Below are 13152 nucleotides of genomic sequence, written 5' to 3'. Positions count from 1 at the left end.
ACCCAAACGCAACGGTCATTGGCATGATGCCGCTCCGTCATACCGGACAAACCGGTATGTCAAAAAAACCTGTAAAATTAGGGTACGAGTAGCCATGGCCAGTATCATGACCAATGCCTCGGCGCTGACCGCGCTGCAGAGCTTGAACGCCACGCAGAAGAACCTTGACACCACCCAGGCCCGCATCTCGACGGGCTATCGCGTCTCCCAGGCTTCGGACAACGCCGCTTACTGGTCGATCGCCACCACAATGCGCTCCGACAACCAGGCCATGTCCACCGTTTCGGACGCGCTCGGGCTCGGCGCCTCGAAGGTCGACACCGCCTACACCGGCATGGACAGCGCGATCAGCACCATCAACCAGATCCAGCAGAAGCTGACCGCATCTTACGGCCAGACGGATGCTTCCAAGGAAAAGACCCAGGTCGAAATCGCCGCCCTTCAGAAGCAGTTGAAGGCCTACGCCGATGGCGCCACCTTCTCCGGCACCAACATGCTTTCGGTAGACAGCGGCGCGACTGCCACCAGCGCTGCGGACGTCAAGATCGTTTCGGCCTTCAACCGTACGTCCACCGGTTCGGTTTCGATCTCGACGATCGATGTCAACGTGGAAAGCATCAAGCTGTATGAAGCCGGCACAGCCGCGACCGTGTCGAAGGGTATTCTCGACTCCAATCGCCTGGGCACCACCGGCGCCACAGTCGCCGCTGCTTCGGCTCCGACCCTGGGTAATGCCGCGGCGGCAACCGACACCTATACGGTCGCCAGCATGGCCATCTTCTCGGGCACCACTGCTGCCAGCGACACCCAGATCCAGCAGATGATGACCGTCGTCGATGCCGCGCTCAAGGACATGACGAACGCCGCCACCAAGCTCGGCGCCGCCAAGAGCTCCATCAGCCTGCAGAAGACCTTCACCTCGAGCCTGATGGACTCCATCGATCGCGGCGTCGGCCAGCTCGTCGATGCCGACATGAACAAGGAATCGACCCGCCTCCAGGCTCTGCAGGTTCAGCAGCAGCTGGGCGTCCAGGCACTGTCGATCGCCAACGGTTCGTCGCAGTCGATCCTGTCGCTCTTCCGCGGCTGATCGCTCTCAAACGGCTTCAAAGTCAAACGGGCCGCGCCAAAAGCGCGGCCCGTTTTGCGTTTGCTCCAGCCCCACGCAACCCTCGTTTCTTAACCCTCGAAAGCACGCCTTTAACAGGGCGTTAACCATAACGCGCTAGTCATGGTTAACCATAGCTTACAACGGATTGGCGAATCGGCCCGGTCGGTCGACGGCAATCGATGGGGCGGGCCAGCGGCTCGCGAGGGCAACGCCGGTTTTAAGAAAGCCGGCCTGGGAAAAAGGAGCGAGTTTCTTGGCGAGCATCATGACAAACGCTGCGGCGTTGACTGCACTTCAAAGCCTCAACGCCACCAACAAATCGCTTGAGCAGACACAATCCCGAATCTCGACGGGCTACAGGGTCTCGGAGGCCGCCGACAACGCCGCCTACTGGTCGATCGCCACGACGATGCGCTCCGACAACCAGGCGCTGTCGACGGTGCAGGATGCGCTCGGCCTCGGCGCCTCGAAGGTCGACACCGCCTATACCGGCATGAACAATGTTCTGACGACGATCGGCCAGATCAAGACCAAGCTGCTCTCCACCGTCGGCCAGACGGACGCCGCCAAGGCGAAGACGCAGACGGAAATCACCGCGCTCCAGGCGCAGATGAAGTCCTTTGCCGATGCCGCCACTTTTTCGGGTTCCAATTTCCTGTCGGTGACGTCAACGCAGGTGGCCACCAACAATGACGGCGTCCAGCCCGACGCCAAGATCGTCTCGTCCTTCAATCGCTCCTCGTCAGGCGCCATCTCGCTCGGAACGATCGACATCAATGTCGAGAGCACGAAACTGTTCGATTCCGGTCTCTCCACCGCCGTCAAGAACCAGGGCACGCTCGACCGCAAGACTTCCATATACGCGACAGCCGCCGCCCAGACCCTTTACGACAACGCCTATAAGACCGCGCTTGCCGGTGGCGCCACCGACATCGCCGCCAACACCGCCGGCCAGACGGCGGCGGGATCGACGGTTGCCAGGATCGACAACGTTTCCGCCTTCAATCTCGACATCACGGCTGCAGGCGTAACCGACGACATCATCACCCAGATGATCGGCAAGATCGACAACGTCATGAGCCAGCTGACCGACCAGGCCACCATCCTCGGCTCGGCCAAGAGCAGCATCTCCCTGCAGAAGACCTTCACGCAGAGCCTGATGGACTCCATCGACCGCGGCGTCGGCCAGCTCGTCGATGCCGACATGAACAAGGAATCGACCCGGCTGCAGGCGCTGCAGGTCCAGCAGCAGCTGGGCATCCAGTCCCTGTCGATCGCCAACAGCTCCTCGCAGTCGATCCTGTCGCTGTTCAAGAACGGCTAATTCAGCCGTAACCGACGCCACCCCTACTTCCAATTCATGGGCCGCGCCGCAAGCGCGGCCCGATTTCATTTTCGCACAAGCTTCGAGGGCTAGTGTTCCGGCGGACAATCATGCTGGGAGTCGCTCTACCGTGCCGGAACAGATCCAGAGCATCATCTCGAATCTCCGCGATTTTGGTGTGAAGCGCCTCGCCATGCTCGCGGGCATCGCCGTTCTGGTGATGGGTGTCATCGGCATCGCCTCGGTCTACCTCAACCGTCCCGCCTACGACACGCTCTATGTCGGGCTCGATCGCTCCGACGTGAACCAGATCGGCCTGGTGCTGGGTGAGGCCGGCATCGGCTTCGACGTCGGTTCGGACGGAACCTCCGTTCTGGTGCCTGCCGGCACCACGGCGCAGGCACGCATGCTGCTTGCCGAAAAGGGCCTGCCGACCAGTTCCAATGCCGGCTACGAGCTGTTCGACAATGTCGGCTCGCTCGGCCTCACCTCGTTCATGCAGCAGATCACCCGCGTGCGCGCGCTCGAAGGCGAGATCGCCCGCACCATTCAGTCCATATCGGGCATCAAGGCGGCACGCGTCCACATCGTCATGTCCGAGCGCGCCAATTTCCGACGCGACGAACAGCAGCCCTCGGCATCGGTCGTCATCCGCTACGCCGGCATCGACGCCGAGAAAAGCGCCCAGTCGATCCGCCATCTCGTTGCCGCCGCCGTCCCCGGCCTTTCGGCCGACAAGGTGACGGTGCTCGATTCCAACGGCAACCTGCTGGCCGCCGGCGATGATCCCTCCAACACCAGCGCGGCCCGCACGCTCGGCGTCGAGCAGACCGTGGAGGCGCAGATCGGCGACAACATCCGCCGCGCGCTGACCCCCTATCTCGGGCCCGACAATTTCCGCGCCAGCGTCAAGGCCGATGTCAACACCGACACCCGCCAGACCGAAGAGACGATCTTTGATCCGGAATCGCGCGTCGAACGCTCGGTGCAGTCGGTGCGCGCCAATGAGAACAGCAACCAGAAGCAGGCCTCCACCCCGGCCAGCGTCGAACAGAACCTGCCGGAGACCCAGGCGACCAGCACCGAGGGTCCACAGACGTCCTCGGCCAACGACCGCAAGGAAGAGATCACCAACTACGAGATCAACTCCAAGAGGATCGCCACCGTCTCCAACGGCTACACGGTGACCAAGATGTCGATCGCCGTGGTCGTCAATCAGGACCGGCTGAAGACGATCCTGGGCAAGGACGCGACCCCCGAGCAGATCGCCAAGCGCGTCGCCGATATCCAGAAGATGGTAAGTTCCGCCACCGGCTTCGACGACAAGCGCGGCGACGTGATCGACGTCTCCGCGGTCGAGTTCATCGACGGACTTGATGGCGAGGCGATCCCGCAGGCTGGAATGCTGGATTCCATCGGCCAGCACGCCGGCACGCTGATCAACGCCGGCGCTTTCATAGTGGTGGTGTTCCTTGTGGCCTTCTTCGGCCTGCGGCCGATGGCGGCGGCGCTCACGGCAAAGGCGACGCCCGCTTTGTCGGGCCCCAATTTCGATGAAGTCCAGCGTTCGCTGCCGACACCGGAGGCAGCCGCTTCCGCCGATGCGGGTGCCGCCATCGGCGCCTTGCCCGGCGCGCGGCCCGGCGGCGCCACCCCGCTCGATGATCTTCGCCAGAAGATCAGGCCGGCGCCACAGGAGCGGCTTGCCCGCATGGTTGACCTCAATGAGGAACGCACCGCGCAGATCTTGCGCAAATGGGCGGCCCAGGAAGTCGCGGCGTAACCCATGGCCTCCGCAGCCCTTTTCGATCTTCTCCCTGATTTCGGCACGCGCGCGCCGCGTGTGAGCCAGCCCCAGGCCACGTCCGAGCACAAGCTCGAGGCATCCGCACCGCCGCAGGCCGATATCGGCACGCTGATCGCCGAGGCGGTCGCCCAGGCGGAGGCAACGCTGGCGGAACGGCTTGTCGCTGCCCACGACGCGGCACTGGAAGCGGAGCGTCAGGCCAATGCCGAGGAAGCACGTATCTTTCTCGAAAGCTTGGGCGGTGACATCGGCAACGCCGTTTCGACACGCATCGACGCCATGGAGGCGCGCGTGACGGGGCTTGTCGCCGCCACGGTCGCCCGCATCATCGGCGGTGTCGTCAGCGACGATCTGCAGAAGCGCTCGCTCGAAGCGCTTGCCGGCGCGGTTCGTGAGGCGGTCGGCGATGGCGAAGCGGTGCGCATCGCGGTGCGCGGGCCGCTGTCGCTGTTTGAAACGCTGAAGGCATCGCTTGGACCACGCGCCGCGAATCTCGATTTCATCGAGGCGCCCGGCTTCGACCTGACGGTGACCATCGACGAGGCCGTGTTCGAGACACGCATGGCCGAATGGTCGGCAACCCTTTCCGAGGTCTTGTCATGAGCGTCGCCGAGGCCGATCACGGCAGGCACGAGATCATCATCGTGCGGCGGGGTCATGGTGATGACGACGAAGGCCACCATGGTGGCGTCTGGAAGATCGCTTTCGCCGACTTCATGACCGCCATGATGTGCTTCTTCCTGGTCATGTGGCTGATCAACGCCGCCAATGAACAGACAAAGGCGGCCGTCGCCAGCTACTTCAACCCCGTCAAGCTGGTCGACCGCAATTCAAGCCGCAAGGGCCTGGAAGACCTCGGCGACGGGCCGAGCGCGATTGGCACGACCGCCCAAAACCCGCAACCGGCGACTGCCAAGCCAGGTCAGGGCGGCAATGGCGAGGCGGGCTCATCCGACCGCAAGCAGGACAAGCAGGCCCCACAGCAGCCGCAACAATCCGACGATCATCTCTTCGCCGACCCTTACGCGGTGCTCTCGGAAATCGCCACCGACACCGGCGTGATGCAGAATGTCAGCCAGAAGGGTGACGGCGGCGCGCAGAGCGCCGGTCCCGCGACGGGCGCCTCGGGTGGTGCATCCTATCGCGATCCCTTCGAACCCGATTTCTGGTCGCAGCAGGTGGCCACGCCGGCCGCAGAGGCGAGTGCGCAGCGCGCCAAGATCGAGGGCGACCCTCTCAAGCCAGGCGACAAGGCCGCCGAGACGCAAGTTGCCAAGGTCAAGGCCGTGCCGCCCGCCCCGCCAGCCGAGGACGCGCCGCTCGAGCCCCTGGCCAAGGATGGCAAGGAGGTTGCCGCGGCTGTGGCCAGGGCCGGCGAGACCAAAGCCAGCGATGCCAAGGCGGCCGATGCGCCCCAGCCGGATACAACCGTCGAGAAGCAAGAGGCTGCAAGGCCCGAGACTGCGGAAAAGGCGCCCACCGCCGCCGCGCTGAAGGCGGCGGCCGACGTCAAGCAGCAGCTGGCTGACGTCTTCAAGCCCGGCGACAAGCTTCATGATGGCGTCTCGGTCGAGGCCACCGACAAGGGCGTCGTCATCTCGATCACCGATCAGCTCGACTTCGGCATGTTCGAAGTCGGATCGGCCGTGCCGAGCCGCGAACTGGTGCTGGCGATGGAAAAGATCGGTCGCATCGTCAACGGCCAGAAGGGCACCATCAGCATCAACGGCCACACCGATGCGCGCCCCTTCCGCAGCGCCAGCTATGACAATTGGCGGCTGTCGACGGCGCGCGCGCATTCGGCCTACTACATGCTCGTGCGCGGCGGCGTCGACGAACGCCGTATCACCGAGGTTGCCGGCTTCGCCGACCGCCAGCCGAAGGATCCCGCCGACCCCATGTCGGCGGTCAACCGCCGCATCGAGATCCTGATGGCGACCGGCGGATGAAGCGCGCGGCCGTCACCAGCCGGCTGATGGGCCTGTTGCTGCTGGCCGCAGTGTATCCGTCGGCCGGCTTTGCCCAGGACACGCTGCAGCCTTACCAGCTGGTGCGCTCGCTGCAGCTTATCCAGGATCGGATCGCCGCCGGCGACCACGCCGCGATGCCGATGCAGGCCAAGCTGCTCGAGATGACCGACGCGCGCCTGCGCGCAGCGGACGCCGAGGACTTCAAGGATCCCAGGAATTTTCGCGCGCTGCTGGTCTACGGCATGAGCGGTGGCAATCCATCCACCGTCGAGGCGGCGGTCTCCCGCGCCAACCCGGTGGATGCCCAGGATCTCTCGATTGCCAAGGGCGTCATCAACTATCTGGTTGGCCGGCCCGCCGGCGCTATTGAAGTCCTGAAGCCGATCGACCCCATGACATTGCCAAGCGACCTCGGGGCCTTTGTGGCGCTGGTCAAAGGATCGCTGATGGCGACGGACGACCCGGCGGCGGCGCTCACGCTGCTCGACGAGGCCAAGCTGCTCAGCCCCGGCACCCTTGTCGAGGAAGCCGCCTTGCGGCGCTCGGTCGGCATCGCCGCGGCGCAAGGCGATGCCGCGCGGTTCGCGCTCACTTCCACCCAGTATGTCGAGCGCTATCTCTATTCGCCCTATGCCAGCCAGTTCGCTGATTCCTTCGTTTCCGGCGTCATCGCGCTGCACATGTCGATCAGCCAGGACAAGCTGGCCGATATCACCTCGATGATGGATCCCGAGCGCGAGAAGGTGATTTACCTGCGCATTGCCCGCCGTGCCGCGATCGACGGCCTCAGTGAATTGTCGGCCTTCGCCTCGGCGCGGGCCCAGGGCCGCGACGGCAACACCAATCAGGGCGATCCGCGCGCCCAGCTTTACTCCAGCCTGTCCACCGTGACGTCGGACACGATCGAGGACGTGCGCACCAAGCTTGGCAAGATCGACCGCAGCAGGCTGTCGGACGGTGACCGTGCCCTGCTCGACGCCGCCCAGGCCATCGCCGGTGAGGTTGTGGCGCCGCCTGCTTCCCTTCCCGCCGCGAATACGGCGCCGGCAACCGTTGCACCGCGGTCCGAGACCGAGGTCACCGCCACGCAGGCCGCCGACGAGGCCGGATTGCCGCCCGTCGAGGGTGCGGTCTCCGAACAGCCCGCTGTCGCGCCATCCGCCGCCGCGCCGGCTGCACCAAGCGCGCCGGCGCCTTCGGCCCCATCGGCGACGGTCCTGCCGGCATCGGCACCGGCAACCCCTGCCAGTCCCGACACGAATGACCCGACCGACGCCGCCATGATGAAAACCCGTCGACAGCTCGACCTGATCGACCAGATGCTTGGAGCCGCCCCGAAATGACCCCCAGCCTCGGCCCGGCCCTCCCAGGATTTACCGCCACGCGCACGGCGGAGCAGCCGGCCGTGCCTGGAAAGAAGGATGATGCTGGTTTCGGCAGGATGGTGCATCGCGGCGCAGTCCAGGCGGAAAAGCAGCCGACGACCGAGACCGGGGCACACGATCCGCGCTGGAGCAAGCTTGCTGCCGGCCTTGCGGCGCAAACCGGCGAGGACGAACCGGTGCCGGCAGGCAAGGCGAGGATCGCAGAGACCGGATTGACGACTGCGAAATCCATGAAAGACGGCAAGGACGTCGAGGCGGACAAGGACGCCGACACCGAAACACAGACGACCGACGCCGGCGCAACACCGCTCGACGACCATCTGCCTTTGCTGATGGCGTTTCATGACCTGCGCCATTTCTCGACATCGGCCAAGACGGACGTAGCGGGCCAGGCCGGACAGGGATCGGCGCCCGACGGACAGATCTTGCCCAAGGCCTATCGGGCGACTTCCGCCGGGCATGACGACCTCGAGCCGATATCGAAGCCCGAGCGGGTATCGCTCGTCGACGGACCGCTGACAAAGCTCGACAGCCAGTCCGTCCGCGACGCCGCCACTGGCGTATCGCGACATGACAATGCAATCGCTGCCGGCCCGCTACCCGAGCCCACGGCCGCCGAGGTGCCTGGTACCGGGTCGAAGCAGGCGGCACCGCAAATGAAATCCATCGCCGACGTCCAGTCCTCGTTGCGGCTGGAGCCAGGAAAACAGCTTCCGGCGTCGGCGCGCATCGACGTGGTCTCCGAACGCAGCTTCCCTGCCCCGCCTCAGGCTCCCATGAGCCAGGCAGCGCTCAGCATAATCAACGCCGTAGCGGCAGATGGTGGCCCGCGGCAGGCGTTTTCGACGACCTCCGCGGCCGCCCAGACGGCCGGCTCTGTTGCCGTTCCGACACATGTGTTGAAGATCGAACTTCACCCGGCCGAACTGGGCATGGTCACCGCCCATCTTCGCCTCTCCGGAGAACAACTCTCGATTGAACTGAAGCCCGAAACACACGATGCCTACCGCAGGCTTTCCAGCGACAGCGAGGCGATCGTCAAGTCGCTGCGTGGGCTCGGCTTCGAGGTTGACAAGGTCACCATCATGCAACCGTCAGTGGCCGTTCCGGCTACAACCCGGGCGGATACAACCGCCTCGCCCGCCGCCGCGCCTGGCCGCGACCAGTCCTCCTTCCAACCTGGAAACTCTGGCGGTGGCAACAACGGCGCCGGCGGCCAGCAACCGGGCCAGCAGTCCGCAAGGGGTAACCATGATGACGCGCAGGATTACGGCCGCGCCGCTTCGCCATCTCGCGAGCGCGCTGGCGGCGATATATTTATCTAGCCTCGCGAACGCCGCCCTCGCCGCAACCAATCCCTGCGAGCCCGAGATCCTGCGCGCCGCCGACCGCTACGGCGTGCCCGCCGGCATCCTCTATGCCGTCGGCCTGACCGAGACGGGCAAGAAAGGCAGCCTGCAGCCTAACGCATTGAATATAGAAGGAAAAGCGGTTTTCCCGAGGAGCCGGACCGAGGCGCTTGCCACCTTCGCCAACGCGCAACGCGAGGGCAAGACGCTGATCGATCTCGGCTGCATGCAGATCAACCACCACTACCACGCGTCGCATTTCCGCAGCGTCGAGGACATGCTGGACCCGCGCCAGAACGTCGACTACGCGGCGCGTTTCCTGGCCAGTCTCCATGCCCGCCACGAAACATGGTCGATGGCCGTCGCCCGTTATCATGCCGGCCCGGACAACGACCCGGCGCAGAAGGTCTATGTCTGCCGGGTGATCGCCAACATGGTTGCCACCGGCTTTGGCAGATGGACAACCAACGCCCGCGCCTTTTGCAACCAGTGAGCGCATTTTCTGCTTCTAATGTGCCGATTCCGCTGCTTTGGGCTTGCCGTTTTGACTTGCCCAGAACTTCCCGCCGCAAGCATATCTGGCTGCACGCTAATGCAACCGACACGATTCCAGACTCCCAAGAAACTAGTTACAAGAAATGACGGTTGTTCACGATTCCCACCAGCGGTTACGCCTTTCCCCACGGGGCAGATGTGCTGATTCGGAAGGCGGGGCCGATGATCGTTATCGTTGACGAGCGAGAGCTCGTGACTGAGGGATACAATTCACTTTTTGATCGCGAGGGCGTCGCCTGCGCGGGCTTCGCGCCCGGCGAATTCGGCGAGTGGGTGAACTCGGCCGCCGACACCGACCTGCGTTCGGTGCGGGCCTTCCTTATCGGCGACTGCCGCGAAGGCGCCATCTCGCCGCGCCAGATCCGCGACCGCACCGGCGCTCCTGTCATTGCGCTCAGCGAGCAGCATTCGCTTGAGAACACGCTGCGGTTGTTCGAGAGCGGCGTCGACGACGTCATCCGCAAGCCCGTCCATATCAGAGAGATCCTGGCCCGTATCACCGCCATCCGCCGTCGCGCCCATGAGGATGTCGCCTACACCGAGATCGGCGCCATGCGCATCTTCATGGACGGCCGCGATCCCGAGATCGACGGCCAGCCGCTGCCCTTGCCGCGCCGCGAACGCCGCATCCTCGAATATCTGGCGAGCAACCGCGGCCGCCGGGTTACCAAGACCCAGGTCTTCAACGCCATCTACGGCATCTTCGACGAAGAGGTCGAGGAGAACGTTGTCGAAAGCCACATCAGCAAATTGCGCAAGAAGCTGCGCGAGAAGCTGGGCACCGACCCGATCGATTCCAAACGCTTCCTCGGCTACCGGCTCGTGTTCTGATGCCGTGCCGCGCCAGCCTCGCGCAAGACAGGGCGCGTAGCCTCGCTGCCAGTGGCATGGATATTGCGGAGACATCTCGATGAGCCTCTACGGAATGATGCGGACCGGCGTTTCCGGCATGAACGCCCAGGCAAACCGCCTGTCGACGACAGCCGACAACATCGCCAACTCCGACACCAACGGCTACAAGCGATCCTCCACCGAATTTTCGACGCTGATCATGCCGTCCACGGGCGGCGCCTACAATTCCGGCGGCGTCACCACGACGATCCGGCAAGCGGTCAGCGATCCGGGCGTCCTGCAATACACGACCTCGGTCTCCGACCTAGCCGTCAGCGGCGATGGTTTCTTTGTCGTCCAGGACCCGAGCGGCACGCCCTTCCTGACCCGCGCCGGCGCTTTCGTTCCCGACGCACAGGGCAGGCTCGTCAACGCGGCCGGCTTCCAGCTCATGGCCTACAGCTACGAAAACGGCGTGCCGGCGGCGACGGTGAACGGCTTCGAAGGTCTGGTGCCGGTTGTCATCTCCGACCAGGGATTGACCGCAACGCCCAGCACCGCAGGCATTTTCAGTGGCAATCTGCCGGCGGGCGCGACACCGGTCGTCGCCGCCAACCTGCCCAGTGCCAACGCCGCCACCGCACAATACACCCAGAAATCGTCGATGGTCACCTACGACAATCTCGGCAACAAGAAGCTGCTCGACGTCTATTTCACCAACACCGGCGCCGGCACCTGGGAGGTGGCGGTCTTCGATCAGTCCAAGGCGACGCCTGGCACATCGTTCCCCTACACCGGCGGCGCACTCGGCACCGCCAACCTGACCTTCGACGCCACCACCGGCAAGCTCACCGGCACGCCCACCGACGTCACGTTCACCGTGCCGGGCGGCGCGAGCCTCGATCTCGACCTGTCGAAACTGACCCAGCTCGGCACCGGCTACACGGTTTCCGACGCCCAGGTGAACGGTAACGCGCCGAGCACCATCGACAAGGTCCAGATCGGCAAGGACGGCACCATCTACGCCCAGTACAAGGATGGCTCCACCAAGGCGCTCTACAAGATTCCGCTGGCCGATGTGCAGAGCCCTGACCAGCTCAAGGCCCTCCCCGGCAATGTCTACGCGCAGGGCACCGAATCCGGCGCGATCCGCGTCGGCTTTGCCAATGAAGGCAAGCTGGGCTCGATCATCTCCGGCGCGCTCGAGAATTCCAATGTCGATATCGCCGAAGAGCTGACCGACATGATCGCCGCGCAGCGCAGCTACACCGCCAATTCGAAAGTCTTCCAGACCGGTTCCGACCTGATGGACGTCCTTGTCAACCTGAAGAGATAAACCGGGCGTGGCCCGTGAAAGACCAGCATGTCGTTATCTTCCGCATTGAGCATCGCCCAATCGGCGCTTATGAACACCGCGCGGCAGACCAGCGTTGTCTCGCGCAACGTCGCAGACGCCTCCAATCCAGACTATACGCGCCGCATCGCCGTCGTCACCAGCACGGCGCCAGGCGCGCGTTCGGTTGATATCCAGCGCGTAACCAACGACCTGCTCTTCCGGCAAAATCTCAGCGCCTTGTCGGCGTATAGCGGCCAGAACGCGCTCTACAGCGGCATGGATCAGCTGGACGTTTCGGTCAACGGCGTCGACAACGCCTCCTCGCCCTCGACCGCCATCGCCAATCTGCAGCAGGCGCTGCAACTCTACGCCACCTCGCCGTCCAACCAGAATCTCGGCTCCAGCGTCATCGACGCGGCCAGGCAGGTCGTGCGCTCCCTGAATGAAGGCTCCCAGGCCGTTCAGGATTTCCGCACCCAGACCGACAGCCAGATCGACACGGCGGTCAAGGACCTCAACTCGCTGCTCAGCCAGTTCCAGGACGCCAACCAGGCGGTCATGTCCGGGACCCGTTCAGGCACCGACGTTTCCGACGCGCTCGACCAGCGCGACGCGCTGCTGAAAAAGATCTCGGAGTATGTTCCCGTATCGACCTTCACGCGCGGCGACAACGACATGGTCATCACGACGGGCGATGGCACCACGCTGTTCGAGACCATACCGCGCACGGTGAGCTTCACGCCATCGGCCGGCTATGCCGCCGGAGCCACCGGCAACACCGTCTATATCGACAACGTGCCGGTCTCCGCGGGAGCCGGCGGCAACACCAGCGCCAGCGGCAAGCTCGCCGGCCTGCTGCAATTGCGCGACGGCGTCGCCTCGACCATGCAGAGCCAGCTCGACGAGACCGCGCGCGGCCTGATCACGGCCTTTGCCGAGACCGCGACCTCGATGCCCAATGCCGCTGGCCTGTTCACCTGGTCCGGCGCGCCGGCGGTGCCGGCCGCGGGCACTCTGGTCAATGGCCTGGCTTCCACGATCAGCATCAATACGGCGATGGATCCGAGCACCGGCGGCAATCCGACCTTGCTGCGCGACGGCGGCGCCAACGGCGCTGCTTACGTCTCCAACACCAGCGGCGGTGCTTCCTATTCCAGCCTTCTGGTTGCCTATGGCGATCGGCTCGACCAGCCGATGACGTTCGATCCCGCCGCCGGCATTTCGGCTACCTCCAGCGTTTCCGACTACGCCGCCAATTCGATCGGCTGGCTCCAGGGCATGCGCCAGCAGGCTTCGACAGCCGCCAACGCGAAGGAAGCGCTGGCACAGCGCAGCTCCGAGGCGCTGTCCAATGCGACCGGCGTCAATGTCGACCAGGAGATGTCGCTGCTGCTCGACCTCGAACACACCTATCAGGCATCGGCCCGGATGATGAAGACCGTCGACGACATGATGACGGCCCTGTTGAACGCGGTGGGATAATA

At 64.4% G+C, this 13152-nt stretch carries 11 protein-coding genes; all 11 read left to right on the top strand.

The window, feature by feature from the left end:
* The first annotated feature begins 94 nt into the window (after positions 1-94).
* The 11 genes from EB815_RS10655 (at position 95) to flgK (ending at position 13150) form a co-directional block, all read left to right on the top strand.
* Positions 95-1090, top strand: coding sequence for a flagellin (locus tag EB815_RS10655; RefSeq protein ID WP_056578259.1), 996 nt, complete (start codon positions 95-97; stop codon positions 1088-1090).
* Positions 1091-1364: 274 nt separating this feature from the next.
* The gene (locus EB815_RS10650; RefSeq protein WP_056578261.1) at positions 1365-2435 is read left to right on the top strand and encodes a flagellin; all 1071 of its coding nucleotides are present in this window, start codon (positions 1365-1367) and stop codon (positions 2433-2435) included.
* Positions 2436-2565: 130 nt separating this feature from the next.
* Positions 2566-4218 (top strand): flagellar basal-body MS-ring/collar protein FliF, encoded by a 1653-nt coding sequence (fliF, locus tag EB815_RS10645; RefSeq protein ID WP_056578263.1) that lies wholly within the window; start codon positions 2566-2568, stop codon positions 4216-4218.
* Positions 4219-4221: 3 nt separating this feature from the next.
* Positions 4222-4845: a hypothetical protein gene (locus EB815_RS10640; RefSeq protein WP_056578266.1), complete on the top strand. Its 624-nt coding sequence runs from the start codon at positions 4222-4224 to the stop codon at positions 4843-4845.
* Complete coding sequence (locus tag EB815_RS10635; RefSeq protein ID WP_056578268.1) at positions 4842-6191, top strand: MotB family protein; 1350 nt, start codon at positions 4842-4844, stop codon at positions 6189-6191. Before EB815_RS10640 ends, EB815_RS10635 begins: the two co-directional genes overlap by 4 nt.
* Entirely contained in the window at positions 6188-7555 is a 1368-nt protein-coding gene (locus EB815_RS10630) for a hypothetical protein (RefSeq protein WP_056578270.1), read from the top strand. The genes EB815_RS10635 and EB815_RS10630 overlap by 4 nt, the downstream gene beginning before the upstream one ends.
* Entirely contained in the window at positions 7552-8922 is a 1371-nt protein-coding gene (locus tag EB815_RS10625) for a flagellar hook-length control protein FliK (protein WP_056578271.1), read from the top strand. The genes EB815_RS10630 and EB815_RS10625 overlap by 4 nt, the downstream gene beginning before the upstream one ends.
* Positions 8852-9439 carry a transglycosylase SLT domain-containing protein gene (locus tag EB815_RS10620; RefSeq protein WP_056578273.1) on the top strand — a complete coding sequence of 196 codons (588 nt, stop codon included), beginning with the start codon at positions 8852-8854 and terminating at the stop codon, positions 9437-9439. The genes EB815_RS10625 and EB815_RS10620 overlap by 71 nt, the downstream gene beginning before the upstream one ends.
* Before the next feature lie 224 nt (positions 9440-9663).
* Entirely contained in the window at positions 9664-10332 is a 669-nt protein-coding gene (locus EB815_RS10615) for a response regulator transcription factor (protein ID WP_019860967.1), read from the top strand.
* Positions 10333-10411: 79 nt separating this feature from the next.
* On the top strand, positions 10412-11668 hold the full coding sequence (locus tag EB815_RS10610; RefSeq protein ID WP_056578275.1) for a flagellar hook protein FlgE: 1257 nt from the start codon (positions 10412-10414) through the stop codon (positions 11666-11668).
* A gap of 27 nt (positions 11669-11695) precedes the next feature.
* Positions 11696-13150: a flagellar hook-associated protein FlgK gene (gene flgK, locus EB815_RS10605; RefSeq protein WP_056578277.1), complete on the top strand. Its 1455-nt coding sequence runs from the start codon at positions 11696-11698 to the stop codon at positions 13148-13150.
* Positions 13151-13152: the final 2 nt, after the last annotated feature.

The organism is Mesorhizobium loti (assembly GCF_013170705.1).
Classification (GTDB): Bacteria; Pseudomonadota; Alphaproteobacteria; order Rhizobiales; family Rhizobiaceae; genus Mesorhizobium; species Mesorhizobium loti_D.
The sequence above is the reverse complement of the archived record's forward strand: the minus strand, read 5'-3'. Positions and strand labels throughout refer to the sequence as shown.